Below are 26,870 nucleotides of genomic sequence, written 5' to 3'. Positions count from 1 at the left end.
AACACAAAACGTTGTATAATATAGACAGATATTCAAATATTCTGTGAGGAGGATTTTGAAGGTTATGAATAGAGCAAGAATGCAGATTCTTTGGACATGTCTGTGTCTGATTCTGACGATCACATTCTTCGTTGGAGGAAATGCCATTATAGGCGGTGCCTGGCTGATGGTATTCTTCATTCAGGTTGGAATGACCGTAATAACCATACAAAACCTGAAAATGGAATGACAACTGAATACAAAACTGAATACAGTTCATACGATAGAAAAGAGAGGCTTTTAAGTCTCTCTTTTCGTTTGCGGATATTTTTGGCAAATTATAATAATGCAAAATACTCTCCGAAAGAATATAATATCTCTAAGAAAATCGGTGGATTATACCACTGTATTTTGTGGTTTTTTATGGGGAGATAATTATATATGGGGAAAAAAGTTGAAATGGGGTTGTTATTAACTGTTCTTTCAGGTGCTACGCTCCTGATTGTCTATATGTTATTTCATAATCTCGGTGCAGGATATCTGATTTCAACCGACGAAGCCTACCATGCGACAAACGCATATGAGATGTACAAACAGAGCAACTGGATTGTAAACACTTACAAGTATGCTGCGGACTATTTTAATTCCAAGCCTCCGCTCTGCCTTGATATGATGGCTATATGCTATAAGCTTCTCGGTGTGTGCAATTTTGCAGCGCGCTTTCCATCTGCAGTTGGCGGTCTTTTAACGCTGCTTGTGGTCATCCTGTTTTTGATCAGAAGAGATAATCTCTACTCAGCGGTTCTGTTTCCGTTTATATTTGCGGCATGTACACCCTTTTTTACATTTCACATGTACAGAGCGGCGGAGATGGATTCCTTCTTTAATCTCTTTTTCGTGATTGCCATGATCTCGCTCTACGAAATCATGTATAACCCACGTTTCATGTACTTATACGGCATCTCCCTGGGCCTCGCCTTCATGTGCAAGGGACCTCATGCTGCTCTTATCTTCATGATCGGGCTGTTATACATTCCGAGGATTCGAGAAGCCTTCAAAAAGCCGTCAAGAGTGGTTATATCCGCTTTTCTTGCTGCTCTTCTTCCGGTCGCATGGATGGTCAAGCGCTCGATGTTTGATGGAATGCAGTTCATAGATACTCTTATGTTCGGCGAGACAGTCGACAGAGTAAGCACATCCGACGAGAACTTTTCAAAACCCATCATCGATTTCATCGGATCGAATGTGATGCAGCTTTTCATCATCACAATAATTGTTGCAACTGTGGCAATGGCCGTTATAAAGCTTCGTTCCGGCAACAGATCGATAACAGTTGTTACGAATTTTATTAAGGAAAACTATCTGCTCCTTGTATGGACAGTTCTCCCGGTCATGTTCTTTGCAATTTTGAAGAGCTACCTTGACTGGTATATATACACCTCCCTGCTTGCCCTGTGTATCTTAGTGGCAAGACTTGGCGGAATTGTTATAGAGCATCTTGTGAGGAAAAATCCCACAGTGGCAGTTATTACCACAGGCCTTATCGTGGCTGCCTCATTTTTCTTCATCGTTCCCTGCATTAAGAACGATATCAATCTTGCGGGGACGGGCGGACATCCGGTTGACGAATTCACACAGGATATGCTGGATTTTGCCTCTCAGTACGGGGATGAATATGCGGGAAGAAACGTATATCTTCTCTCAGATTTCAGACAGTACTCGAAGCAGGGACACTGGGAATGTGAATATGTCGCGCCCGCCGAAATGTACTGTGATTTCGTTGCTGTAGACGGAACATTGGACAATTTCCTTAGTGATGACGGTTCACTTATCATTGTTGACAAGGATCTTTGGGATAAATACTCATCAGATCTTACCGGACACGTTATTTTACAGGACAATTCATATCTTATCTTCAGTACGGATATGTATTAGAATATAAACTGATTTTTTCAGTCAAGTTTAGAGAGGAATTATATTTTTATGGAAAACAAATCATTTGGGGGATATCAAACCTACGGTAACAGCGCCTATCAGGCTGCACCGGGTGCAACAACTTATCAAAACAACGGCAGTTCTGCAATGCAGAAACAGCCACAAGAGATGGGAATGGTCGGAAGTGTTCCATTTCCTGTGGATAAGTCCATTCCAGGCTTTGAAATAAATGAAAACACCGTACTTAGTCCTTATGACGAAGATATGTTTGCGGAAGAAACAAAGAGCAAAAAGCCGATTTATCTGGCCATCGCCTGCTCTGTAGCAGCACTTGCTCTCGTAGGCATCTGTGGATTTTCCATTTTTAATTTTAGCTCTAACCGCACTGTTACTCCGGCGGAGCCCGTTGCCGTTACTACGCAGATTGTAGCCAAGGATGTCAAGGATATGACTCAGGGCGAGAAGCAGGCCATAAGACAGGCTCAGGATCTACTTACTTCCGTTCCTTACTCCAGAGAACATCTCATTGAGGAGCTTCAGGATAAATATTATGGCTTTTCTGAGGAGGAAGCCACAGTTGCCGTTGATTATCTTGAGGCCGAGGGACTTGTCGACTGGAACGATGAAGCAATCAGATGGGCAGAAATACTGCTTGATGGTGCTGCATATTCCAAAGATGGACTAATGGAAGACCTTTCTGAAGGTTATATGGCTTTCACTAAAGAACAGGCCGAATACGCAATGAACTACATCGAAACCAACAAGAAAGCCGACTGGTACGCAGAGGCAAAAGAAGAAGCCGAACTCTATGTAGGGTTATTTGACGATGTTACCCATGACGATCTAGTTAAATTTCTTGTGGACGGTTACTCTTTCACCCAGAAACAGGCTGAATACGCGGCAAAGAGCGTAGGATACTAAACCGCCAGATATCTGTAATGCAGCCACCGGAGGATAACATGAACGAATCGGATGAACGTTACAGCACTGCTGAAGATGCTATAATTGATTCCTTTTTTCTTCTGATAAGGGAGAAGGATCTGGAAAAAATAACGGTAGCTGACGTGATTCAGAAGGCAGGGATCGTACGTAGCACCTTCTATAATCACTATGAGAATATTCCTGCCCTTGTGACCGCTGCAGAGGACAAGACCTTAGATGATATTTTTCGCATGATGGAGAGCTTTCATCCCGAGAACGATCACGATATGTGCAAATCTTATTTCCTTGCGATATGTAATTACACCAGGAATAATCCGTTTCTTGCTAATCTCTTAGAGAGCGCTCGCGGTGACACATTTTTTGAAAAAGCCATGCATATGTTCCATCGTTACGTAACAAGCGTTACCGATGAAACTCACGCAGAGAGCGCGTCCAGGGACAATTTTTCCTATCTTATCGCGGGTACAATCGGCATTACCATCGGTATATTACATAAATGGATAGCGGAGGATTTTGCATCCCCCGCTGAAAATATCGCTGATATTATGACCAAAATGTTCCTTGGCGGTGTTTTACCATATCTGAAATAATTTGTATTTATACTGCCGCCATTATCTCTCCCACTGACATATCGGGATGTTCCACACCTTTGAACAGTATGCGCATCAGATAGTAGTTGAGAAGCTCCACGTCTTTTTCCGTGAGGTCCGCTGTCTGATAGTGGTATGAAAAATTAAGACCTCCGTCCTCCGTGTGAGATACCGTCAGATACAATTTCTTGGTGGCTGCGCCGTTTGCAAACCACTTCGTATGCATCGGGATATCCTTTAAAAGCGGATTATTAAGCTTTACCGGCATGGGCTGATAGGTTAGAAAACAACTCTCGTAGGTAGTATGTGCAGGCGTGTGATAGCGCTTTTTTATCTCCTTTTTTATTAGCTCCGGATCATAGCTGTTGAACATATACACCTTGTTCTGCATGTTCTGCACTTCATCCGCTGCCACCGTGAATTTTGTATCTCCTGATATCACGGTTCTGCAGGGGAACATGATTGTTCTGCTTCCGCCTGACATCCAGTCGTTTCTGGATAGTCTTCTGGCAATGAAATTCTCCACAGTAATATCTTCCTGCCCTCCGTTTTGCTTGGAAAGGTAGGTTCTAAGCCCCAAAAGAAGCAAATTGGTTATGGTCAGGTTATGCCCCTCGCAGAAGTCAAACAGTTCCTTTGTGGGATTAGCGTCAAGCTTGTAGTCCTTAACCGCAACAAACAACTGCTTTCTTTCAATATCAGCCGCTCTTAAATTCGGGTTTTTGTGCTTCTTTCTTGCTTTTTCAAGGACAGCACCGCCCTGTATATCAGAGTATAAGGGCTCTCCCCATTTATCCAGCATACTCCCCCAAAACTGTTTTGCTCTCTCTACTCTCTTTTCATTGGATGCCTTTGTCAGGTCCCTCTGCAGGGCTTCCTCATAGTCCACCAGATCAGCAGGGAACTCTGTACCGAACTTATAATGAGTATAGAGCGCCATAATGTCTCCGGTCATGACGAATATTCCGCAGGAATCGATGAGCCTGTGATCCATATGTACAAAGAAGCCGTTGTAACCCTCGGGAAGTTTTGTCAAAAACACTTCGCACATTGGGATATCATCGCCGTCAAAGGTCTTGTATGCCCATTCCTGCATTACGGCATCCGCCTCCTCCATTGTCAAATCAGACAAATCCCTAAGCGGTATGTCTCTGTCATCCTTTTCTATCAGATACTGCTTAACATCCCCGTTTTTATCCGCCTTGGTAAATCTGATTCGCATACAACCGTATCTCTCCATTTCCAGACGGATGCATTTTTTCAGAAGATCAAAATCAATCTCCACCTTGAGTGATGCAATAAAGCTGAGCCCCGATACCTGCTGTGTCCCATATTCCTTTATCCATCGGTAATGCATGTTCTGTGCTGCTGTCAGCGGATATTTCTTAGTCATAACGTCCCTCCTCATACCTCATTTATGAGAGAAAAGTTATCACAATCCTTCCCGCCATTCCATACCCTCCCCGACTTAACAAACACTTCTCATCAAAATGACCGATATCTTCCATCCATTCGGATAGGATGATATTATAGGAGATAAGAATAGTTTTAGGGGGAATAGTTAAAATGAAGCTCAATTATAAGCGGACAATACTTATCGGATTTGCTTTTATGTCCATCTGCGCCTTCTGGCAGTTTTATGACAATGAAATCCCAAAGATACTAACCTATCATTTCGGGCTCGGCGAGACCCTTACGGGCACTATTATGGCCTTTGACAATGTTCTGGCACTATTCCTTTTACCCATGTTCGGAACACTCTCCGACAAGGCTAATACCAGACTGGGTAAGCGCATGCCATTTATTCTTATCGGAACCGTCCTGTCTGTAATTTTATTCCTTTCTCTCATATATATTGCTCATGTCAGTACTAATCTTCAGCTTTTTATCTTTATACTGCTTTTGCTCCTGGTTGCCATGGGCATTTACAGATCTCCGGCCGTATCACTGATGCCTGAGCTGACCCCCGCCGTGCATCGAAGCGGAGCCAACGCCATCATCAACCTTATGGGAACCCTTGGCGCAGTATATACACTTATAATGATCAAGGTTTTCCTTAAATCCGCTGCAGTCGAAGCAGAAACAAATTACACCCCTCTGGCCATAGCAATTGCGGCCTTTATGGTGATTACAGTTGCTATTCTTTTCTTTACGATTCCCGAAAAAAGGCTCATGTCCGAGGTCCGTGAGGGTGTTGAGAACTTTGACGGAGATGACGTGCGTGAATTGACAGGAAAAGATGAGGATGAAGCCTATCAGAACGCAGGAAAACTTTCCCGAGACGTATTCAGAAGCCTTACCTTGTTGCTCTGCTCCGTATTTTTGTGGTTTACAGCCTACAATGCGGTAACTACTGCTTTTTCCAGATACGTAACAGAAGTATGGGGACTCCGCAACGGAGCCTACGCTGACTGTCTGATGATAGCAATGATAGCAGCTGTTCTTTCATATATTCCCGTGGGCTTTGTTTCCGCCAAACTTGGTAGAAAAAAGACAATACTCATAGGTATAACACTAATGAGCATCTGCTATCTGTCTGCAGCCCTGATGCCGCAGTATAACGCTTCTCTGAACTTCCTGTTCGCAATTATCGGAATAGGCTGGGCCGCGATAAATGTTAACTCCTACCCCATGGTCGTGGGCATGGGCGAGAGCCGCGTCATTGGCAAATACACCGGTCTGTACTATACCTTTTCCATGGCAGCCCAGGTATTTACCCCGATTTTTTCCGGCTTTTTGCTTGAGCACGTGTCCTACAGGACCCTGTTCCCCTATGCATTCGTCTTCTCCTGCCTGTCCTTTATTACCATGCTCTTCGTTAAACACGGAGATGTAAAGCCCACAGCCAAGAAGAATGTGCTGGAACACTTTGATGTCGACAACTGATTACCAATATTTCTGAAAGGATTTTCTGATAACAGGTTACTACTATGAAGAGACTATTTAATCAAAACTGGAAATTCCTGAAAACTCCCGCAGGCACTACCTTTGATGAGGCTCATAAGTGCCTGGGCGATTTTAACGATGTGGAGATTCCTCACGACTGGATGATAGAGGACGCTCAAAATCTGTATGCGGACGCAACCGGGTGGTATTTAAACCACTTTGAAGCTATGGACGAACGGCGTCTCTTTTTCGTCTTTGACGGAATCTATATGGACAGTATTGTATATATAAACGGGCATGAAGCCGGTGAATGGAAAAGCGGTTATTCCCAATTTGTTCTGGATGTATCGGACTACGTAGTTCCCGGCACCAATGAGATTCTTGTCGCTGCAAGATGCAAATATCCCAGTGCCAGATGGTACACAGGTGCCGGTATATACCGCAATATCTGGCTCTGCGACTACAGTGATATTTTCATCCCGGAAAATGGCATATATGTACATTCAAGCAAAATAGGCGAAAGCTATCTTCTGGAGATTTCTACGGAAATTTCCGGCCTTAGGAAATCCGATGAAAATGAGAATGTCTATGTCAGACACAAATTGTTTGACAACGATGGTAATGAAATACCTATCATGCCCCAAATCAACAAAGATGAAGAAGTTCACACCTACAGACGCTTTATTGTAGATAATCCCAAGGAATGGAGCCCTTCCTCTCCTGTACTTTATGAACTCCTGGTAGAGTTATACGCAGGCGTCGATGTGGATACATCAAATCAGCACACATATCCGATTCAGACAGAGAGCGTCAGAATCGGTTTTAGAAATATTCGTTTTGACAACAATAGGGGCCTTTTCATAAATGATAAGCATATAAAGCTAAACGGTGTCTGCCTGCATCACGACCTTGGTGCCCTTGGCGTCGCCTTTAACAAAGGTGCAATGAAAAGACGCCTTGTTCAGCTGCAGAAAATGGGCGTAAATGCCCTCCGTCTTACTCACAACGTCTATGATCCCGCCGTACTTGATATGGCTGATGAGATGGGCTTTTTAGTGCTCTCCGAGTCTCTGGACATGTGGGAACGCTCAAAAACCGATTATGATTTTGCAAGATTTTTCCCCGACTGGTATAAAAAAGAGGTTGAAAGCTGGGTCAGACGCGACAGAAATCACACAAGCGTATTCATGTGGAGTATCGGAAATGAAATATATGACACCCATGTGGACAGCAGAGGTCTTGAGCTTACTATCATTCTCCGGGATGAGGTCAGAAAACACGATCCGCTAAGAAATGGTCTTGTTACCTCCGCTTCGAACTATATGGAATGGGAAAATGCGCAAAAATGCGCCCCGGAACTCGATGTTGTGGGATATAACTACCTGGAACGCTTATATAAAAAGCAGCATAAAGCCAACCCCGAATGGATAATCTTCGGAAGTGAGACTTCCTCCATCGTTCAGAGCCGCGGAATTTACCATTTCCCACTCGATGAGCACATAATTAAGGAATCTGACCTCCAGTGTTCCTCCCTGGGAAACAGCATTACCGAGTGGAGTGCAAAAAGCATGGAAGCCTGCGTCTGTGAGGATAGAGATATGGAATTTTCTCTCGGACAGTTCCTCTGGACAGGCTATGACTACATCGGAGAGCCTACGCCCTATGAGACGAAAAACTCTTACTTTGGCCTGATAGATACCGCAGGATTTTTCAAGGACGCCTATTATGTCTGGAAATCCGCATGGGTAAGCTGCAAGGACGATCCCTTCGTGCACATTTTCCCCTACTGGGATTTTAATGAAGGTCAGCGCGTTGATGTGCGCGTAGTCAGCAATTTACCCTTTGTAGAGCTGTTCTTGAACGGTAGAAGTCTTGGCAAACAGGAACTAACCCACGCACCCGTGGCCGGAAATCATATTATCGCTGATTACAGTGTGATTTATGAAGAAGGCGAACTTCGCGCTGCCGCTTACGATGAAGAAGGAAAAATCGTTGCCGAGACCGTAAGACGCTCTTTTAAGGATACCCATGCCCTTAATGTGACAACGGAAGATGCCGGTGATCTCATTTTTGCTGAAATAAGTGCAGTGGATGAAGACGGAAATCCTGTCGAAAACGCGCGTGACTACGTAAAGGTAACCGTAGAAAACGGGACTCTTGTAGGTTTTGATAACGGAGACAGCACCGATTACGACAGCTACAAAGCTGATACAAGAAGACTTTTTGCAGGAAAAGCACTCGTTATTGTAAGGAAAGAAAGTACTCTGGATACGGAAGGCAGTCGTATAACAAACTCCGTTCCGAAGATTGTGCCCTCTCTCCTTCCGGGACGCGATATCAGAACTATAAAGCTTAAAGTCTGTGAAAAAAATCCCACAGATAACGGCATATATACACTGACTCCGGGCAATAAAAAAATCACCGTCTCTGCCGAAGTATTCCCCGAAGGAGCAGATGACAGCGATTTATGTTTTAGAATTCTTAGCAGAAATCGCGGCGAGACAACCATCGCAAAGGTTAGACAAGACGGCTGTAATGCGATAGTTGAAGCCCTTAGCGACGGCGAATTCGTTCTTCGATGTGAAGCCTCAAACGGTGCCAATGAAGTAAAGGTTATTTCAGAACTTGATTTTAAGTCAGTTCATTCTGATGAACAGTAAAAGGAAAGCGAGCGGCACAGCTCACCATAAACTCATCACTAAGCGGGAAGCTCTCAATATGCCACCCATCCATGAAGGAGTTTTCCTCTCTGGGATCTAGGAAAAAGCCGCTTCCTATCGCCTTTAGAACTGCCTCTACAGAGGTCCAGGCCTTCGCCCAGCGAAGCTTCTCTTCGGGGCTTTGAGGCTCTTCGGCAGCTTTATCGCAGCCGGGAGTCTCTTTTTCTCGCATGCTGATTAGTTCGTCGTAATATGAAACCGGAAGAACACGCTTTAGTACAGAAAGCGTGAGTCTTTCCGTGCTCTCAATATCAACTCCGACAGGCTCTTTTGATACAGCCAGCACCACATAACAGCCGGCATGCGACAGACTAAATTCCTTAGACTTATCACTCAAAAACGGCTTCCCGTGCTCCCCAAAGGACAATTGCTCATCTTTGGTCACTCCGAGGACCTTGAACAATATGTATCCGGCACCAAGTTCCTGCATTTTTACGCTCTCTACCTTAGCTCTGCGGTGTTTATCTGCGTAATAGGGTGCAATACCTTGTACAATATTGTCTTCCCGGCCCTTCAGCCGCTCTGTATCCAGTATATAAATATCTACTCTGTCTTTCATTTAAACGCATCCCACTTATATTTGCATGAAGGATTCCATATGATCCATGAATAAACTCCGTTCTCATTAACAGCCCTAATCTGATCCTGTATTTCTTCTACTCCGTAATCTCTGTATTTTGACAGATAAGATGCTGTAAATCCCTGAAGCCAGGGGCGTACCGAAGCTTGCTGTCTTTTTCCAAGCGGATTGACCACTTTAAGCTCGGCATCGGAGTATTTCATGGCCGCATCCACGGTCTCATAGGGATGAAGATCGGGATAATCAAGCCCCATAGAACCCTCGTAGTAATGTGAAGGATAGATCATTGGCGAGAGATACTCGCAGTTCATGGAAAGCCAGGAGTATTCCTGCCCTACAATGTCTCTGTCAACCTTGGAGCCCATCGCTGTTCCGAATACATCAAGCGAAAGCGGTATCCCCTCCTTTTTGAGACTAAAATGAGCATCGCGGACGAATTTGTAGATAGCACGGCGTCTGCCGTAGCCATTCATTCCAAGATCCTCTTCCTTTATACCTGTGGGAAATCTCACATAGTCATACTGAACTTCATCAAATCCGGCCTTTTTACAGCCAAGAGCTACTTCGATGAGATAGTCCTTTACTTCTTCGTTCTCGGGATCCATCCAGGAAAATCCCTTGCTATCCTCATATAATTCACCGGATGCCTTTTTCAGAACCCATTCGGGTTTTATATCATCGATTAGAGGATCCCTGAAGGCAACGCATCTTGCAATCGCATAGATTCCATGCTCATGAAGTGTGTTAATAAGTCCCGGCATGTCTCCCACAAGAATATCCTTTGTCCCAAGAGAATCCACAAGTTCTGAGTCCATGTCGAACACTATGTTGCCGTCATCATTTTTAACATCTATTACCACTGCGTTTATGGATGTCTCGTCTATATGAGTTATGATTTCATCCATCATATTCTTCGTGCCTGCAACAAAGGCACTCACGTATATTCCATGGATTTCACTTTCGATATTTTCATTATTCTCCTCTGCAGCCACATTAAAGCCGGTACCGCAAAGAAGGCTGGCGCACAGCGCGCCGCATAAAAACCTTCTGCTATTGTTTATCAGTTTCTTAAGTTTCATCTCAGCCTTCCTGCATTGCCTGCTCAATAGCGTAGGAAAGCTGGTCGGGACAGGATGTACTCTTCATTCCGCATCTGATGCCGCGAAGCTTGGCAATGGCATCCTCTGCCTTCATACCCTCCACGAGTCTTGATACACCCTGAAGATTACCGTTGCAGCCGTTTGTAAAGGCTACATGCTTAATAATTCCACCCTCAACGTCAATATCAATCTGTGTGGAACAGGTTCCTTTTGTCTTGTAAATCATTTCAAAAACTCCTTTAATACTTTTTTACTTATTCTGCTGTTATATCAGCACCGAAATACTTCTCCGAAATCTCTTTCAGTTTTCCTTCTTCCCTGAGCTCCTTAATTGCCCCATTAATCGCCTCACGAAGAGAATCGTTGTCAGAGCCCTTTGCAAGCGGGATCGCATACATTGTAACTTCCGGATCAACAGCAGCAACCTTAAGCTCTGTTGTTCCTGTTGTATTGAAATAATCCTGAGCAGAAGTATTGGCATTTATTGTAGCATCTACAGTGCCGTTAAGGACAAGTGTCATTGTCTCTCCGAGCGTATCCACATTTGAAACGGTTGCACCATGCTCTTTTCCCATAGCCTCATAGGTGGAACCTGCGGAATTCGCTGTTGTATGGCCGTTTAAATCGTCAAATGAAGTGATAGTATCATTTGTTGCCAGAGTAACAACCACGGCGTGGTCGTAAGCATAAGGCTCGGTAAAGTCATAGGTTCCCTTGCGGTCGTCAGTGACATCAACTCCGTTAGCCATCATATCAAAAGTGCCGGTGGATACTCCGGTAAGGCCTCCGTCAAAGGCAACCTCCTGGAAGTCCGCCTCTACGCCGAGCTTTTCGGCAATAGCAGCTGCTACTTCAACGTCGAAACCGACGAGCTCATCTGTGGTCTCATCGTGGTAGGTAAAAGGTGCCCAGCAGCCTTCCGTAGCAACCGTGATTTTTCCTGCCGCCTTGATCTTTGCAAGGTGATCATCTCCGGAACTTGTCTTTGCTCCTCCGGCTCCCTGTCCGCAACCTGCGACAAAAGTTGTAATCATCACTGCTGCAAGCATCATAGAAAGATTTTTCTTCATAATTTTCCTCCTGTTCTTGTTAAATATGAATAACCAATTCTGGTACTACCCTGTAATTCTCAGGAACTCTCTGGTCTTTTCCTCTCTGGGATTCTCGAAGATATCCTTAGGACTCCCCTCCTCGACAATAACGCCGTCTGCCATAAAGACAACCTTGGATGAAACCTCCTTTGCAAAGCCGATCTCATGAGTCACAACTATCATTGTCATGCCGTCATCCGCAAGTCTTCGCATTACTTCCAGTACCTCTGCAGTAAGCTGGGGATCCAGTGCAGAAGTCGGCTCGTCAAAATATATTATGCTCGGATCCGTAGCCAGTGCTCTTGCAATTGCCACTCTCTGCTGTTGACCGCCGGAGAGCTGCGAGGGATATTTATCCACGTGTTCAAGCATTCCAACCTTCTTAAGGACGTCCAGAGCCTTTTCCTTTGCCTCTTTTTGCGGAATATGGCGTGCTGACGTAAGTCCCAGAGTGACGTTCTGAAGTACTGTCTTATTTGCAAACAGGCAATAGTTTTGAAAAACAAAGCCCGTATGCTTTCTGACAGCGGCCATTTCTGCTTTACTTACCTTTGAAAGGTCGTATGTAGTCCCATTAAATAACAGCTGTCCTTTATCTGCTTTTTCCAGAAAATTTATGCATCTAAGGAGCGTGGTCTTACCTGAACCCGAAGCCCCGAGAACAGATACCACATCGCCCTTTTCAATCTTTATATCAATGCCCTTTAGCACATCTCCGGCGCCAAAGGTTTTATGTATGTTTCTAACCTCTAATAAAGCCATCTCTAACCCCTGTTATTTCCTTACGCCGTAGCTGCCAAGCGCAAGCTCTCCTCTCTTTTGCACATAGGTCAGCACAGTGCAAAACAGCAGATAAACTATGGCAACCTCAATGTACAACGGAAGATAATTATAGGACTGTCCCGCAATTTGCTTGGTCCTTGTAAACATCTCAACCACAGTTATGCTTGATGCAAGCGACGTATCCTTAACCATGCTGATAAGAGCATTAAACAGCGACGGAAAAGCCGTTCTGAACGCCTGGGGCAATATGATATGCCACATTATCTGCATATAGTTCATCCCCACGCAGTATCCTGCCTCAAGCTGTCCCGCAGGAACAGCCTCCATGGCGGCCCTTACTGTTTCTGCACTGTATGCACCTTCATTTATCGTAAAGACTATCACCGCCATAACAAACGGATTGGAATGAATTCCCAGAAGCGGAAGCCCGTAAAAAGCAACCATCAACTGAACGAGGAGCGGTGTTCCTCTGATAATCCAGATGTAAAACCGGCAAATCTGCCTTGCTACCGGAACCTGCGCGTATTGTACCATCGCAACAAGTACCGAGAGAATTGTTGATAGTATAAAGGCCAGAGCCGCCAGCGGTATTGTAACCTTTAAACCATATTCCAATATTTTGGGAAAAGAGCTGATGATCAGCCCCAATGTATTTTCGTCAAACATTATCCTACTATATTTCCAATTTTATATTTTGTGCAATCTTTTTAGTTACAATATATTACGCACCATATTGTGCGTAAAGTCAATACCTTTTTATTATACATAAAAACAGGCAAAATGTATGTCTACATCTTGCCTGTTCTATTAATTTGTTTTGATATCCATCAGTGAACAACCACCGGTGTTCCGACATTTACTCTGTCAAAAAGTGCTACTGCTGTATCATGCGGCAGGTTCACACATCCATGGGATCCGTTAGTCTTGTATATCTCGCCTCCGAAGGAACTTCTCCAGGATGCATCGTGAAGACCTATGTGACAAGGATTAGGTGTGAACTGCATCCATCTGTCAACCCATACATTCCAGGTAGGTCCTACCAGATTCTTACCTGCAATATGAGACTGAATCGTATAGGTACCTCTTGGTGTCCCGTTTCCACGATTAGGATTGCCGGATACTATAGGTGACTGAAGTGCAACCTGACCATTTTCATAATAGGTCATGCACTGTCCGTCTATATCAACATCCACATAGGTGCTGTACGGTAATCCATTTACCGGTTCGTTCGCCGGTGCTGCTTGTTGCGTAGGTGCTGCCCCACCAGCAAGTGCTGCCTGATACTTTGCGGTATCCTCCTGTTGGTTCTGGGATCTTCCCTCTTTTATGCCATAAGTTATGTAATGATTGTAAAGAACGGCGGGATCATTTCCCAAGGCTGCCACTACATCAGGATACTTATTAGCATAAAAGTTCGCATCAAAGCCATCTGCCGATACACTGACCTTAGCTGTGAGAAATATCACGAACGTTATTGCTGCCAATGATAAACCAATTATTCTTCCACGCATTACTAATCCCCCTCAAGATAGAAACACGATATTATGTGAATAAATGTATTTTATCACATTAGCGCGAGAAAAACCGCTATTTTATGCTTTTTTTATAGAAATTACCTATATTCTTCAAATACTTTCATGAGTTCCGGATAAGGTGTTTCAAACGTTTTTCTGTCAATTATTCCGAAGTTTTCTCCGTCTCCGTTAAACTGACCGTTATCCCACCATACACAGGGAATATTCTTTGCTCTCGCCTTTTTCAAATAGTAGCTGAGCCATTCTACTCTGTCTGCTTCGTTGTCCTTGTTCACAGCACCGAATTCACCGATTATAACCGGTACATTCTTGAAGAATATAATTCTCTCAATATCAGATAAAAGCTGGTCGAGATCACCATGATCGTTGTCATAGGTGGATCTTCCGGGGCTCTCAAGGGCAAAGGTATAAGGTGTGTACGCGTGAACCGAAACCGCTACGCAGTCGTCCTCGGGAAGCTCAATAGCTCTGAGACAATTACCCTGTGAGCTTGCTGCATATCCGGGGAACATAATAAGACGCTTTTCATTATTTCCGCCTGCAGCTCTTATAGCCTCATATCCTGCCATATTTACAGCATTTACGACTTCTCTTCCTTCCTTGTCACCGCCGTTCCATTCCACGTCAGTTCCGACTTTTCTGGGCTCGTTCTGAAGCTCGAAAATAAGGTGCGTATCATAATCCTTGAATCTCTCGGAAACCTGTGTCCAGATTGAAGCGAGTTTCTCAGAAGCCGCATCCTGATTGTCATAGTAAGGATAGTTCCAATCCTCATGGTGAACATTAATTATGGCATATGCACCTCTGCCATATACGTAATCCACAACCTCCTGAACACGGTCCATCCATGCAGAATCGATATTGCCCTCTTCATCGATGTGATCCTTCCAGGTGATCGGAATTCTTACAGTGTTGAAACCAAGATCAAGAACTGCATCGATCAGCTCCTGTGTAGTCTCGGGATTACCCCAGCAGGTCTCCTGCTTTGACGGCGGATCGCTTATCTTAATATTTGAATCATGTGCATCAAGAGTATTACCGAGGTTCCATCCTATAGTCATGTCATTGACAATTTCCCATGCAGGTGTTGTAGCCACGCTGTCCTCCTCTGCCGAATCCGTATCTTCAGTTGTTTCTTCTGCGGCTTCTATTGCTTCATCTTTGCTTTCATCCAAAACTACTTCTGTAGATTTCGCAGTAGATTCTGCAACTTCTGCTGAATCTGCGGGTTTAACGGAGTCCTGCGCAACCGTTTGCGCACCATTGCCTTCGCCTGTTCCACTTCCGCAGCCTGCGGTGGATATCATAGTTACTGCAAGCAGCAACGCCATTACTTTTCTTTTCATTTTCTTTTCCCTTTCCACAAAATATTACTCTGACTAAAACAGCCAGAGTAATAAAGTATCCAAATATCAATATACGCCAATGTCTAGGAAAAGGGTACCATTTTCATGTTAAAAATGACATTATTCTGACATCAGGTGATTTTTATTATTTATCAAAAGCGAATGTCCTTTGAAACGCATTTATGGCCCGTAAGCTCAGCAGAACGTGCATCAGGCTGAGATACACCGGCAAATACCTTGAAGCTGTCTGAGATAATCTTTCTATTTCCTTCATCATCAACGGAGGTAAATGCTCTTGCGCTTATATGAACAGTAATCTCCTTCTCCTCGCCTGCGCCGAGACGAACTCTCTTAAAGCCGCAGAGACAGGGATTCGGGATCGCTTTATCAAAACCTGTATCCTGAATGTAAACCTGTACAACATCCTCTGTTTCAACGCTTCCATTGTTAGCAACTGTTATTTTTAAATCAGCCCCGTAACATTCAGAATTATCAGCTTTATTAAATGTGTATTTAGTATCTTCAGAACTTGTTGTAACTGCCTTATCACATAAGGTAACATCCATATCTTTCACGCTGCAGTCACCGTAGGTAAGTCCATAACCGAAGGGATAGAGAACCTCGCCCTCAAAGTATCTGTAGGTGCGGTTTTTCATGGAATAATCCCTGAAATCCGGAAGATCTGCAGATGAATTGTAGAAGGTCACGGGAAGCTTTCCTGAAGGAGAAATCTCACCAAACAGTACCTGTGCTACTTCTACGCCGCCTCTGGCGCCGGGATACCAGGTCTGAAGCACTGCTCCTGCACGCTCCTCGGCTACAGAGAGATCAATCGCACTTCCTGACATGTTAACGACAATTGTAGGCTTGTTGCAATCAAGAACAGCCTTAAGAAGCTGTCTCTGTGAAAGAGGAAGATTCAAATCTATCTTGTCACCTGAAGCGAACTGGTTACCTGTATCACCTTCTTCACCCTCAAGAGTCTCGTCAAGGCCGACAACTACAACTACTACGTCGGAATAATCTGCTACAGTCTTAGCCTCGGAAAGTCTGTCGGGCTTATTGGGATCCGCAAGTCCGCTTACATTCTCCTTCCAGAGATCACAGCCCTCTGAATACATAACACGCGTATTTTCTCCGACCATGTCCTGAATACCCTCAAGAACAGTGATATATCTTGAAGAAGTACCATGGTAATTTCCGACAAGAGCAGATCTTGAATTTGCATTGGGTCCGATAACGCCGATGGTTCCGATTCCGTCCTTTTTAAGCGGCAGAATTCCGTCGTTCTTGAGAAGAACCATACTCTCAGCTGCAGCTCTCTTTGCAACCGAAAGATGCTCTTTACACTCAACCACCGTGTAAGGAATCTTGTCATACTCGGTCTCATCAAACATTCCGAGAAGATATCTTGCAGTGAAAAGTCTTTCACAGGATGCTGTTATAACGCTTTCATCCAGCATCCCTGCGCGATATGCATTCATTACTTTCTGATAGGTACATCCGCAGTTAAGATCGCAGCCTGTCTCAAGGGCAAGCTTTACTGACTCCTCGGGAGCACCTGTCACCTTGTGATTTTCATGGAAATCTCTGACTGCCCAGCAATCGGATACATAATGACCTTCAAAGCCCCATTTTTTCCTGAGATAGCCGTTCATCAGCTCCTCATTGGCACAGCAGGGCTCATCGTTTGTTCTGTTGTATGCGCCCATAACAGCCTCAACACCGGCTTCCTTTACACATGCCTCAAAAGCCGGAAGATAGGTCTCCTCCAGGTCCTTCTTGGAGGCGATGGCATTGAAATGATGACGCTCTCCCTCAGGTCCCGAATGCACTGCAAAGTGCTTGGCACATGCAGCAGCCTTCATATATTCTCCGTCGCCCTGGATACCCTTTACAAAGGGCACAGCCAGTCTGCTTGTAAGATAAGGATCTTCTCCGTAGGTCTCATGACCTCTGCCCCATCTGGGATCACGGAAGATATTTACGTTGGGCGCCCAGAAAGTTAGTCCCTTGTAAATGTCTCGGTCCTCTCTCTTGGACTGCTCATTATATTTCGCACGGCCCTCAATAGCGATAATCTCACCTATACACTGCATGAGTTCTTCGTCAAATGCAGCTGCAAGGCCGATTGCCTGAGGGAACATTGTTGCGGTACCCGCACGGGCTACTCCGTGGAGCGCCTCATTCCACCAGTTATATGCAGGTATCCCCAGCCTGTCTATAGCAGGGGCATCAAATTTGAGCTGCGAGGCCTTTTCCTCAACAGTCATCTTAGCTACAAGCTTTTTAGCTTTTTTTCTTGCCTCTTCTCTGTTCATCTCATCACCTTTCCCAATAACACTTGTTTTTTATCACTCCACAACCCCAAATCCAAGAATTGTAAACTTCTTTCTCTCATCACCCTTTGCCATGCGAACTTCTACTTCGTGTGTCTTATTCTCCTCTTCATTAAGGATTATCAAAGGATTACAGTGTGTCCATCCGTTAATATGAGGATCGGCATCAATAGCCTTTTTGCCGTCCACGTACACTTCGGCGGTTCCGAATATATTCTCTCCGGAATCCTTTGATACGATAAGAAGCTTTTTACAGTTTATCTTCATGCAAAATGGCTCCGGATTGTCACTTTCTCCATCGTAATACCAGTTATAAGGGAATTCCGGCACGGGAACCACTTCACTGTCCATTTCAACCATCTGAAGCATCTTGTCTGTTCCCGAAAAAGCGCCTACCTGTACTTCTGCGCTTCCGGGATTTTCACGATCAATAAGGAATACTTTTTCAAAATCAGCTCCAATCGCAGGCTTTCTTTCAAGAAGAGCCGGATCTTCCTCAGACTCTGTACTGCTTACGGATTCTCTTGTCATCTCCATCAGGCAATCGCACATAACCTGATGTCCGAGGTTACTCGGATGATAGATATCATAGAAAAACTGCTTCTTGGAAATAACTCTTCCCTCGCCGGGCTTTAAGCCAAACTGAGGAGTTACCGCATCAAGAACGCTCACCATCGGAAGGTCATAATTTGTTCCGACAGGTGAAAGTCTGTCCTGAAGGTTCCAATCGTAGGAAAATACTGCGAATAATAAAATAACGGCCGGTTTCCATGGTAATGCAAGGCACTTTCTTACAAGACTCTCATAGCATACGCCCTGGGTCTCATCTCCCTCATCGTTAACGGCAAATTCTATTACTATTAAATCGGGTTTTTCCTTACCGTCACGGAGAACATCTCTCTCGAAACGAATCATTCCAAGCTCGGAGGGCGTTCCGCCGACGCCTGCTTTTATTAGATTTACTGCACCGCCGTTTGCGAATTCTTTCTCAAAAGCATCAGCATATATTCTTGCGTAGCATTTTTCATGAATCGGAATCGCGCCAGCACCCTGAGTTATTGAGCCACCGATAAATGAGAGTGTCACATCCTCTCCTCTCTTCGCTTTATCGATCACGCTGCGAAGACGCAGGAGATTGCCCTTACTCATTACGGACTTGGCAATCATTTTCTTATATGCATCAGATTCAAAGTCTACTGCGCTGTCTGAAAGCTGCTCAGGCGCTTCGAATCCATCGTGCAGATAAAAGCACACATCTGCCATAGCCTGTATGCCCGATTTTTCAAATTCAAAGCGGATCTGTCCCGGTACGGTATCTGTGTCATACCATGTTATCTCGGTAAGATCTATAATCTGCTCTGAGCCGTCAGCCACAAACTCTTTGCTTACCATTGTTGCGGGATCGCACTGGTTTGCGCCATACATCTGAAATACGAAATTAACCTTCTCAGTCTTTGAATCTTCCGTAACGGATACCCCTATGCTGTGTACAAGCTTCTTAAAGCCCTCTGCAGTCCTTAACATATCGAGGAGCTTTTCATCCGTTACATTACCTGTCAACTTCGCAGAATCGGGAAGTCTGCCGCTGTCTTCATAGATAAACTGAATTCCTCTTCCATCCGGCTGAGGTGCCGCAAATATTCCCTTGTCCTGCATTATGTAAAAATATGGTCTTTTCTTTGTTGGATCCTTAGGGGCTACCGGCCCCTTTCTTTCTTCGTTACTCATGCTGTCCTCTTTTCTATCACGGCCATCTGCCCGGCCTGGGTTTGTTAACACTTATTATTCCTGAGCTCTCGAGATTTCTGAGAAGCAGTAGTCTTGCCTCTCCGACCTTCTCTGGCTTTAACATGTAAAAACTGTAGGTTTCTATTAAGGAGAAGAGATTTCCTGTTCTTCCCTCAATTTTGAAGTTATTTATACCCATAGGCACATATTTCTCCCAGATCATCTCCGGAGAAACAAAGGTTGAATACTCCTGAATAGTGTATATACAATTCTTATCGCCGTATTCACAGGTCCAGGGCTTTATGGGCTTTTGTTTATCCTTGGGAAGCTTTCTGTTCTCAAGGGTTGTTCTCTGATTTATTGCAATATTTTTGTAGTGATCGCCTCTGCGCTTACAATCAGGCACGCAGCAAGCGTTTATGAGCACTTCCAGCTTTTCCTTGTGCTCTACTTTCTCTAATAAATCCCACTTGTTATTTAAATTGTAATCAAGGACCACATACTTATAATCCTTGTTCATTTCCTCATTCAAAGCTTCAACATCACGAATTTCCTTGCAGGTTGTGCTGTTGAAATGATAGGAGGGATATTTTTCCCTCAGATACGTTTCCAATATTTCCGAAAAAACAAGGACCTCATTCATTCCGTTATCGCCGACTTCCATGCAGAAGTTACAGAAAGGATCATCCAGGTCATCTTCGGTCAGAAGTGGATTTGTAAAAGTGTACCTGATCGGTATTCCCTTTGCGTTGATGCTCTTTACCACATTTTTCACGAATCCTGCATCACACTGATCGTTCCCCAGGAATCTTCCGCCATTCCAAAGCGCAAGCGGAAATGCTCCGAAAAATGATGCTATTTCAACACCTTCCCTGAAATACTCGGGGTGCTGTTCCAAAAGACTGATCCAGAACATATTTAACGGATAATTGTATCTAAGTCCCGGAAGATGAAATTTTACCTTGTTCATAACTAATACCTCTGAAAAAATATGGGGCGGCTAAAAGTTCAGCCGCCCCTCTGATTCTCCACTTATCGAGTTAAGCAGAAATTATTTATTTGCATCGTCGATGTATGCTTTCCATGTATCAGCAATAGCCTCAACCTGCTCAGAAACTACACAACCGGGTGTGATGTTCCAGATGAAGTCTGAACCAATGCTCATGTTAGGAATCATGCCGTGGTAAGCAATTGTTCCGTACTGAGGATCTGACATCATTGTGATTGTCTCATCAACAGCTCTTGTATCGAAGATACCGTTACGTGCTGTAGAAAGGAATCCGTTGAAGTCTTCATAGCCTTCAGGCTGATTTGTCCAAAGATCCCAAGCAAATGCAAGCTTCCAAGCCTTATCTGCATCATAGCAAGCAGGAATAGCTACCGGGTTATTTGTCCAAACGTTGATGTAATCCTTGCCCTTAGGTCCCTTAGGGAACATTACGAAGCCGAGCTCGTCTGTCATATCCTCAAGGAAGTTGCCGGGTGTTCCAGCATACTCATCCTCTACAAGGAATGCTGCCTGGCCATTGATGAACTGCTCTTTGTAGTAATCCCACTCAGCGCCTTCAGGATTAGCCTTCTCAGCATCATAGTTATCAAACATCTTTACTGTCCACTCAAGAGCTTCAAGAGTCTCAGGGCTCTCAAGGTCATATGTGTACTTACCGCTGGAATCCTTACCAACAATGTCGCCACCGTTAGAGAAGATAGCCTCAGTTGTCATGACACCTTCGTTAAGTGTCATACCGTAAATATCGATAACACCGTCGTTATCTGTATCGCGCTGAACCTTGGAAAGAAGATCCTCGAAAGCATCCCATGTCCATGTTCCGTCAGCCTGCATATCATAGATTGTCTCAGGATCGATACCTGCATCTGTAAGAAGTCTCTTGTTGAAGTATACACCTGTTCTGGGCTCAGACATGCCAGCATACATAGCGTAGATCTTGCCGTCTTTGCCATACTGCTCATGGAGACGGTTCTTCTGGAACTTATCCTTGCTGAAATCAAGGCAGTCAAGTGTAGAAAGGTCATACATAAGTCCGCTTGACATAGCAGATGTGATAGCCGGATCATCACGAAGGATCCAGAGATAGTTCTCGTCGCCGCCTGTTGTAGCATAGTCAACGAAATCTGCAGGTGTTGAACCCCAGTCAGATATAGCCTGCTGCTTAATTGTGAAGTTGTATGTCTCCTGAATCCAATCTCTGTACTCCTGCTGAGCTTCCTCATAATCGTTAGCGGGTTCAGCCGGGTCGCCTGACCACCAGTCACGAATGATGATTTCCATACCGCCGAGATCGATAGGGTTACCATCTGCATCTGTCTTTACTTCAAAGAGATCACTGCTCTCTGCAGCGTCAGCTTCCTCAGCATCGCCAGCATCCTCAGATTCAGCATCTGCTGTCTCCTCAGCTGCTTCTGTGCTCTCCTCAGCTGTAGCTGCTGTGTCCTCTGTAGCCTCTGTGGAAGTTGCTGTTGTTGCATCTCCCCCATTAGATGTAGCGCCACAACCAACAGCACTCATTGTCATTGCTGCAAGTGTAATAGCAGCTGTTACTTTTTTGGTTAATGCCCTTTTCATTTTTGTCCTCCTTTTGTTTTGAGATTTGAAAATCTCATTTTAAAGTTATATAGAAGCCATCTGCCCCGGCGCATTCCCGGGTGCAACCAGGGCAAATGGGCATTCCCTGATAAGAAAAAATATTTTATACACTCTCCCACCAACGCGGTGCGAAGAGATTTTTTACATCTTGATACCTGTACTTGCAATACTCTCAACAAATGCACGCTGTGCGAAGAGATAGAGAATGATGAGCGGCATAATGATCATCAATGTACCTGTCGCAAGGATACAGTTTGAATAAGCTACTGAAATTGTAGTCTTAACACCGTTGATACGCTGGATATAAGCACCCAGGCTATCAATGATACGTGAAAGGCTTGTACTTACAAGCTTTGTGTTTCCAAGGAACAGTCTGGAATAAAATCCGTCTGTCCACTGCCAAACGAAGGCAAACAGGAAGCATGATGTAATAGGCGGCTTAGCCTGCGGAAGCATGATTCTTACAAAGGTCTTAAGCATTCCGCATCCGTCAACGTATGCTGCTTCTTCAAGATCGATAGGAAGTCCTCTGAAGAACTGTCTGATGATGAATATGTACAGACCGTTTTTTAACCCCATACAGCCTGCGCTCATCAGATAGTAAGGAATAGCTGAACCCCTAAGGTTCAATGTACTTCCCGTTGTAAGCTTAATAAGTCCGAGTATATCAAAGAATCTGAAATGCAGATGCAGTGAACTTGCTATTGTCTGCGGCGGGATAAGGATTACCAGAATAACACAGGCAAACCATATCTTCTTAAGCGGGAAGTCGAATCTTGCAAATCCGTATCCTACAAGTGTGCAGACCGTGATCTGCAAAAGTGCGATAGTCAGTGCTACAATAAGTGAATTCACAAGAGCCTGACTGTAATTCATGAGCTCAGCAGCAAGTCTGTAGTTCGCTGTTGTAAAGTGCTCAGGAATCGCAATAACGATAGGATTGTACAAATCCTGCTCAGTCATGAAGCTGACTGATATTTTATTCAGGATGGGCTGAAGTATCATGAAGCACATTCCGAAAAGTAGAATGAATCTTACAATACTAACACCAACATCCATTATACGCTTTTTTAAGAGATATCCGCCGGAAAGTTTGTTTCTTTCCCAAAAAGTTTTCTGGGAATGATCCACATTCTTCTTTTTTTCCGCACCGGCTCTCATTTTCTGTGCTAATGCCATATCAGTCATAGTAATAAACTCCCTTCGAGATAACAAGAGATGTAATTCCGACAAACGCAAGTACTACAATGAAGTATATCCAGGACATTGCAGATGCATTACCATACTGCAACTGGTCAACCATTACCTTCTGGATCTTTTCGATAACTCCGTTATCGGAACGCATACAGAAATCAACTACTGTATAGAGCCAGTTTACAAGGAAAAGTGAACTGATCATCGGGAAGGTAATCTTCCAAAGACTTTCCCACTTTGTACATCCTTCGATATCAGCAGCCTCATACATACTTGATGAAATGCTCTGAAGCCCTGAAAGGAAGATAATGATCTGAATACCTGAAGCAATAGCAACATCATAAATGTTGTTAATAACTTCGAATACCTTTTCATAAGCTCTTACGCCGATGCCGGCAGTACGAAGTATACTTTCCATAGCAGCCGTTACGCTTACGCCCTGAGTTGACTGTTCAATTGTCTGTGCAAGTGCTGCCATAAGCTGGTTGTTTGACTCAAGTCCAACGATTACACCTGATGAAAGGATAACCGGAAGGAAGAATATCGCTCTTACAAGAGCACGTCCTTTGAACTTCTGGTTAAGTATCAGTGCTACGAAGAAACTGAATACTATGATAGCCAGTGAGTAAACAATCATTCTTGATAACTCTTCAACCAGCAGTCTTGTAAACTCAGGATCTACTCTGAAGGCATAGATATAATTGGCAAGACCAAGCCAGGTTGTTTTGAAATCACCTGCTCCCAGCTCAACATTGCAAAAACTCATCTGAAGAGACTGCCTTAAAGGATTTATCATGAATACCAGAAATCCGATTACGAAAGGTGCAATAAATGCATAACCGGCTTTCGCTTTTCTCTTCTGCAGTCCTACAATTTTCTTTTTTTGCTTCTGCTTTTCCATAAAACCATTTCCTCTCATCTGACAACCAGATAATCTCTGGCAGGAACTGTCTTTCCGTCCGGTGTCTGTACATCACTGTATCCGTAGTTTACATAGACATTTGTTCCGTCTGCATATTCTGTACGGGATAAATCCTCAGTGATATTCTCGTGATCAACCATTTCCTGATTGAAGGTGTGTCCGAGTTCTTCATTATATCTTGTATAGATCTCGACCATCTTGTCCTTCCAGGAATCGTATGTAGCACCATAATAATCGGTGTACAGTGTCTTCTGTGTGGCGAATGAAGTTTCCTTCATAAATGTGAAGTATAAGCCTGCGCCGTACTCAGCACTGTAAAGAACTTCATTTTCCTGATTACCGCCGACATTTATTGAATCGCCGGTATAATTAACTTTTCCATGTACAGCAAGCTGATAGAAAGGTACGCACTGATCAAGGATTGTGTACTCACTTCCTCTGAGATCCATGCCTGTAACCATGCTTGCATAAGGTACAGCATAATCGTTACCCATGTTGATCATTATGGGTGTTCCCTCGGACTGAATCTTCTTGAATTCCTCCTCCTGAAGGGATTTAACAGTCTGTCTGCTGTGGGTGTTCTTTCTGTAGAAGTCTGAAGAAAGATCCTTACCCATATCCTGGAAGCTCACGCCTGCATTGTAAGTCTTTACTGCCTTTGCAAATTTATCTGCAATATTCATAGCAAGGTTTGTATGAAGCAGATAATACAGATGATCTGAATTTTCTCTCTGTGCATAGGTTATATGGCTATAATCATAAAGTTTAGCCTGCTCTTTACTGATGAGCTTGGCTGCATCTCTGTATGAGAAAAATCCGTCAAGCAGGTTGGATGAGTTAGCATACTGAGTGATTCCGTTAAGGTAAATTGTGGAATCTGTCTCTTCTCCGACCTTTGCAAGGTTCTTAAGATCCTTCTTGCTTCCAAGACTGCCAATCGGCTTAGCCTTTTTAAGAAGCTTCTGGTCAACACCGCCGTTGCACCATCCGGTAAGCTTAACTGACATGTTCTTGACTCCGCTTGCGCTGAGATCCTTTATCATATCAGCTGCTTCTTTATAACTTGTGAGTTTAAGCGGTCTCTTAACCGGTACACCGAGAATCTGTCTAACCTTATCAATAGCTCCGACAATTTCAATTGCTACAGGAACGCTCTCATCATTGTTAACTGCAAGAGAATCGCCATATTTGTTATCGAGATATGTACCATACTCCTTGGCCATATCCACATAATTTCCGGAATTGATGAATGTATATCTTCTTGTCAGAGTCTCATCCGGAAGTGAAGGAACATACTCGTACACATCACTGTTTGCGATATCACCAACGTCGTACTGCTCTCTCTGACATATGCTGTATACTGCGTTTACATAATTGTAGCTGTTATTTTTTCCACTGATGTCAGCCTGGATTGATGCATAAGGGCTTCCTTCTTCAAGTATGCAGATAAAGGAATCATCCCCTTCAGCTACACCAAATACTCCGTAATATGCTCTGGTGTTATGAACAACCGCATCTCTGCTAAGACACATATCCCAACCGTATACATTTGTATAATAGCTGCTCTGTGATGTCTTACCATTGTTGAAGTTAATGGTTGCTCCGCCGCCCTCAGGCACAAACATATAGCCTTCTTCGTCTGTTCCGCCTGCTCCGAAATACGGAAGAGGTGTAAGAGTATAAATCGGTGAATCTTCTTTATATGCAAGGTCCTTCATGGGAACCTCAACAACAAGGTCATTTCCGTCAAGCTTGTAAACAACGCTTACATTGAAGACCGGCTTGTCAGAGCTCTTTACTGAAAGGTCCTGAGCCTTATCTGCAAGGAAATCATCATAGGTATAACCTGCAGCTTCAAAGGCAGCCTCCATCTTCTTTCTAACGTTCTCCTTGGTTTTATCACGAAGAACATAGATTACATTGTCGGCAAGAGCAGGATAATTAGCTAAAAGCTCATCCTTATTATCCTTTTTACCAAGCTTGTTGATATCATACTTCTTATAATACTGCTGGATGAAGTTGACATCACCTTTATCCATCTTATCGAGCCATGCATCAAGGCTATCCTTGGTGATTACCGGAGGAATAACATATTCCTTAATTACATCACCGAGTGAATAATCAACTCTGATGGAATCACCTTCCTGAGTTATGTTATATATCTGGTTTGATGTACTGTAAGCATAGGTGTTATATGTTGTTTCAAGTCCGGTTACAACCGCATATGACATGATAAGCGGTGACTGAAGATTTGCCTTTTCCTCAGGAAGTGCAACACTGTCATTTGCTGCATTCTCGGGATTTGAGCGCCATACCTTACCGGTTTCCTTAACTGTAACAGTAAACTGTGTGGTAAGTGGATCCATCTCAAGCTTGAGCTTATCATTCTCTACTATAACCGGCTCCGCATCCTCACCGCCTTCATATGAATATGGCGCGATCGCTTCACCCGTATCACTGGCATTTTTATGATTTATTATGAAAATTACGGCAGCAAGTATCAGCGCACATATTATGACCGGAGCCGCAAGGCTCTTTACTATCTGTCGTATTTTTCCGTTCTTTTTATCCTTCATGTCTGCTCCCATCCGTAAT

22 protein-coding genes are annotated in these 26,870 nt (G+C 44.0%); 6 read left to right on the top strand and 16 right to left on the bottom strand.

All coding sequences use genetic code 11. The features are described 5' to 3' along the window. Positions 1-64 precede the first annotated feature (64 nt). The 4 genes from G630_RS24615 to G630_RS0106995 all read left to right on the top strand — a co-directional run bounded on the left by G630_RS24615 (position 65) and on the right by G630_RS0106995 (position 3,446). The gene (locus G630_RS24615) at positions 65-229 is read left to right on the top strand and encodes a hypothetical protein (RefSeq protein ID WP_022761252.1); all 165 of its coding nucleotides are present in this window, start codon (positions 65-67) and stop codon (positions 227-229) included. A gap of 191 nt (positions 230-420) precedes the next feature. Then, positions 421-1,914 carry an ArnT family glycosyltransferase gene (locus G630_RS0107005; protein WP_026498166.1) on the top strand — a complete coding sequence of 498 codons (1,494 nt, stop codon included), beginning with the start codon at positions 421-423 and terminating at the stop codon, positions 1,912-1,914. A 48-nt stretch (positions 1,915-1,962) separates the two neighbouring features. Next, the gene (locus G630_RS23440) at positions 1,963-2,835 is read left to right on the top strand and encodes an Ltp family lipoprotein (protein ID WP_049946131.1); all 873 of its coding nucleotides are present in this window, start codon (positions 1,963-1,965) and stop codon (positions 2,833-2,835) included. A gap of 38 nt (positions 2,836-2,873) precedes the next feature. Continuing rightward, complete coding sequence (locus tag G630_RS0106995) at positions 2,874-3,446, top strand: TetR/AcrR family transcriptional regulator (RefSeq protein ID WP_022761249.1); 573 nt, start codon at positions 2,874-2,876, stop codon at positions 3,444-3,446. Between the two features lie 7 nt (positions 3,447-3,453). Here G630_RS0106995 and G630_RS0106990 read toward each other — a convergent pair whose 3' ends face one another. Then, on the bottom strand, positions 3,454-4,839 hold the full coding sequence (locus G630_RS0106990; protein WP_026498165.1) for a condensation domain-containing protein: 1,386 nt from the start codon (positions 4,837-4,839) through the stop codon (positions 3,454-3,456). Positions 4,840-5,012: 173 nt separating this feature from the next. Here G630_RS0106990 and G630_RS0106985 point away from each other — a divergent pair, with 173 nt between their 5' ends. Both G630_RS0106985 and G630_RS21060 read left to right on the top strand, forming a co-directional pair. Beyond that, positions 5,013-6,332 carry an MFS transporter gene (locus tag G630_RS0106985; protein WP_022761247.1) on the top strand — a complete coding sequence of 440 codons (1,320 nt, stop codon included), beginning with the start codon at positions 5,013-5,015 and terminating at the stop codon, positions 6,330-6,332. A gap of 44 nt (positions 6,333-6,376) precedes the next feature. After that, positions 6,377-8,992 (top strand): glycoside hydrolase family 2 TIM barrel-domain containing protein, encoded by a 2,616-nt coding sequence (locus tag G630_RS21060; protein WP_049946130.1) that lies wholly within the window; start codon positions 6,377-6,379, stop codon positions 8,990-8,992. Here G630_RS21060 and G630_RS0106975 read toward each other — a convergent pair. From G630_RS0106975 to G630_RS0106905, 15 genes are all read right to left on the bottom strand, one after another. After that, positions 8,964-9,611 (bottom strand): 4'-phosphopantetheinyl transferase family protein, encoded by a 648-nt coding sequence (locus G630_RS0106975; protein WP_026498164.1) that lies wholly within the window; start codon positions 9,609-9,611, stop codon positions 8,964-8,966. The two genes, G630_RS21060 and G630_RS0106975, sit on opposite strands and share 29 nt — an antisense overlap. Then, on the bottom strand, positions 9,608-10,711 hold the full coding sequence (locus G630_RS21055; RefSeq protein WP_049946129.1) for a putative glycoside hydrolase: 1,104 nt from the start codon (positions 10,709-10,711) through the stop codon (positions 9,608-9,610). The genes G630_RS0106975 and G630_RS21055 overlap by 4 nt, the downstream gene beginning before the upstream one ends. Position 10,712: 1 nt before the next feature. Continuing rightward, the gene (locus tag G630_RS0106965) at positions 10,713-10,958 is read right to left on the bottom strand and encodes a TIGR03905 family TSCPD domain-containing protein (protein WP_026498163.1); all 246 of its coding nucleotides are present in this window, start codon (positions 10,956-10,958) and stop codon (positions 10,713-10,715) included. A 28-nt stretch (positions 10,959-10,986) separates the two neighbouring features. After that, complete coding sequence (locus G630_RS0106960; protein ID WP_022761243.1) at positions 10,987-11,802, bottom strand: transporter substrate-binding domain-containing protein; 816 nt, start codon at positions 11,800-11,802, stop codon at positions 10,987-10,989. Positions 11,803-11,847: 45 nt separating this feature from the next. Next, positions 11,848-12,585 carry an amino acid ABC transporter ATP-binding protein gene (locus G630_RS0106955; RefSeq protein ID WP_022761242.1) on the bottom strand — a complete coding sequence of 246 codons (738 nt, stop codon included), beginning with the start codon at positions 12,583-12,585 and terminating at the stop codon, positions 11,848-11,850. 12 nt (positions 12,586-12,597) lie between these two features. After that, positions 12,598-13,272 (bottom strand): amino acid ABC transporter permease, encoded by a 675-nt coding sequence (locus G630_RS0106950; protein WP_022761241.1) that lies wholly within the window; start codon positions 13,270-13,272, stop codon positions 12,598-12,600. Between the two features lie 161 nt (positions 13,273-13,433). Then, positions 13,434-14,117, bottom strand: a complete 684-nt coding sequence (locus tag G630_RS0106945; RefSeq protein WP_026498161.1) for a L,D-transpeptidase — start codon at positions 14,115-14,117, stop codon at positions 13,434-13,436. 101 nt (positions 14,118-14,218) lie between these two features. Then, positions 14,219-15,487, bottom strand: a complete 1,269-nt coding sequence (locus G630_RS0106940) for a glycoside hydrolase family 5 protein (protein WP_026498160.1) — start codon at positions 15,485-15,487, stop codon at positions 14,219-14,221. Positions 15,488-15,639: 152 nt separating this feature from the next. Next, the gene (locus G630_RS0106935; protein ID WP_026498159.1) at positions 15,640-17,808 is read right to left on the bottom strand and encodes a glycoside hydrolase family 3 C-terminal domain-containing protein; all 2,169 of its coding nucleotides are present in this window, start codon (positions 17,806-17,808) and stop codon (positions 15,640-15,642) included. A gap of 33 nt (positions 17,809-17,841) precedes the next feature. Continuing rightward, positions 17,842-19,554, bottom strand: coding sequence for an SGNH/GDSL hydrolase family protein (locus tag G630_RS0106930; RefSeq protein ID WP_026498158.1), 1,713 nt, complete (start codon positions 19,552-19,554; stop codon positions 17,842-17,844). Positions 19,555-19,570: 16 nt separating this feature from the next. Beyond that, complete coding sequence (locus G630_RS0106925; protein WP_022761236.1) at positions 19,571-20,524, bottom strand: hypothetical protein; 954 nt, start codon at positions 20,522-20,524, stop codon at positions 19,571-19,573. Positions 20,525-20,605: 81 nt separating this feature from the next. Beyond that, the gene (locus tag G630_RS0106920; RefSeq protein WP_022761235.1) at positions 20,606-22,138 is read right to left on the bottom strand and encodes an ABC transporter substrate-binding protein; all 1,533 of its coding nucleotides are present in this window, start codon (positions 22,136-22,138) and stop codon (positions 20,606-20,608) included. Positions 22,139-22,300: 162 nt separating this feature from the next. After that, complete coding sequence (locus G630_RS0106915) at positions 22,301-23,347, bottom strand: carbohydrate ABC transporter permease (protein ID WP_242829913.1); 1,047 nt, start codon at positions 23,345-23,347, stop codon at positions 22,301-22,303. Further along, positions 23,340-24,254 carry a carbohydrate ABC transporter permease gene (locus G630_RS0106910; protein ID WP_026498156.1) on the bottom strand — a complete coding sequence of 305 codons (915 nt, stop codon included), beginning with the start codon at positions 24,252-24,254 and terminating at the stop codon, positions 23,340-23,342. The genes G630_RS0106915 and G630_RS0106910 overlap by 8 nt, the downstream gene beginning before the upstream one ends. 14 nt (positions 24,255-24,268) lie before the next feature. Further along, complete coding sequence (locus tag G630_RS0106905) at positions 24,269-26,851, bottom strand: DUF5696 domain-containing protein (RefSeq protein WP_155831950.1); 2,583 nt, start codon at positions 26,849-26,851, stop codon at positions 24,269-24,271. Positions 26,852-26,870 lie beyond the last annotated feature (19 nt).

The organism is Butyrivibrio sp. WCD2001 (assembly GCF_000424485.1).
Classification (GTDB): Bacteria; Bacillota; Clostridia; order Lachnospirales; family Lachnospiraceae; genus Butyrivibrio.
Note: the sequence above shows the minus strand (reverse complement) of the source record. Positions and strands in the feature narration are given on the sequence as shown.

What these genes read in the sequence shown, in the direction of transcription:
- G630_RS0106940 (WP_026498160.1), bottom strand. Translation starts at nt 15,487, where the DNA reads ATGAAAAGAAAAGTAATGGCGTTGCTGCTTGCAGTAACTATGATATCC.
- G630_RS0106910 (WP_026498156.1), bottom strand. Translation starts at nt 24,254, where the DNA reads ATGGAAAAGCAGAAGCAAAAAAAGAAAATTGTAGGACTGCAGAAGAGA.
- G630_RS24615 (WP_022761252.1), top strand. Translation starts at nt 65, where the DNA reads ATGAATAGAGCAAGAATGCAGATTCTTTGGACATGTCTGTGTCTGATT.
- G630_RS23440 (WP_049946131.1), top strand. Translation starts at nt 1,963, where the DNA reads ATGGAAAACAAATCATTTGGGGGATATCAAACCTACGGTAACAGCGCC.
- G630_RS0106950 (WP_022761241.1), bottom strand. Translation starts at nt 13,272, where the DNA reads ATGTTTGACGAAAATACATTGGGGCTGATCATCAGCTCTTTTCCCAAA.
- G630_RS0106995 (WP_022761249.1), top strand. Translation starts at nt 2,874, where the DNA reads ATGAACGAATCGGATGAACGTTACAGCACTGCTGAAGATGCTATAATT.
- G630_RS0106905 (WP_155831950.1), bottom strand. Translation starts at nt 26,851, where the DNA reads ATGAAGGATAAAAAGAACGGAAAAATACGACAGATAGTAAAGAGCCTT.
- G630_RS0106935 (WP_026498159.1), bottom strand. Translation starts at nt 17,808, where the DNA reads ATGAACAGAGAAGAGGCAAGAAAAAAAGCTAAAAAGCTTGTAGCTAAG.
- G630_RS0106985 (WP_022761247.1), top strand. Translation starts at nt 5,013, where the DNA reads ATGAAGCTCAATTATAAGCGGACAATACTTATCGGATTTGCTTTTATG.
- G630_RS21055 (WP_049946129.1), bottom strand. Translation starts at nt 10,711, where the DNA reads ATGAAACTTAAGAAACTGATAAACAATAGCAGAAGGTTTTTATGCGGC.
- G630_RS0106930 (WP_026498158.1), bottom strand. Translation starts at nt 19,554, where the DNA reads ATGAGTAACGAAGAAAGAAAGGGGCCGGTAGCCCCTAAGGATCCAACA.
- G630_RS0106990 (WP_026498165.1), bottom strand. Translation starts at nt 4,839, where the DNA reads ATGACTAAGAAATATCCGCTGACAGCAGCACAGAACATGCATTACCGA.
- G630_RS0106925 (WP_022761236.1), bottom strand. Translation starts at nt 20,524, where the DNA reads ATGAACAAGGTAAAATTTCATCTTCCGGGACTTAGATACAATTATCCG.
- G630_RS0106915 (WP_242829913.1), bottom strand. Translation starts at nt 23,347, where the DNA reads ATGACTGATATGGCATTAGCACAGAAAATGAGAGCCGGTGCGGAAAAA.
- G630_RS0107005 (WP_026498166.1), top strand. Translation starts at nt 421, where the DNA reads ATGGGGAAAAAAGTTGAAATGGGGTTGTTATTAACTGTTCTTTCAGGT.
- G630_RS0106920 (WP_022761235.1), bottom strand. Translation starts at nt 22,138, where the DNA reads ATGAAAAGGGCATTAACCAAAAAAGTAACAGCTGCTATTACACTTGCA.
- G630_RS0106960 (WP_022761243.1), bottom strand. Translation starts at nt 11,802, where the DNA reads ATGAAGAAAAATCTTTCTATGATGCTTGCAGCAGTGATGATTACAACT.
- G630_RS0106975 (WP_026498164.1), bottom strand. Translation starts at nt 9,611, where the DNA reads ATGAAAGACAGAGTAGATATTTATATACTGGATACAGAGCGGCTGAAG.
- G630_RS21060 (WP_049946130.1), top strand. Translation starts at nt 6,377, where the DNA reads ATGAAGAGACTATTTAATCAAAACTGGAAATTCCTGAAAACTCCCGCA.
- G630_RS0106965 (WP_026498163.1), bottom strand. Translation starts at nt 10,958, where the DNA reads ATGATTTACAAGACAAAAGGAACCTGTTCCACACAGATTGATATTGAC.
- G630_RS0106955 (WP_022761242.1), bottom strand. Translation starts at nt 12,585, where the DNA reads ATGGCTTTATTAGAGGTTAGAAACATACATAAAACCTTTGGCGCCGGA.
- G630_RS0106945 (WP_026498161.1), bottom strand. Translation starts at nt 14,117, where the DNA reads ATGCGTGGAAGAATAATTGGTTTATCATTGGCAGCAATAACGTTCGTG.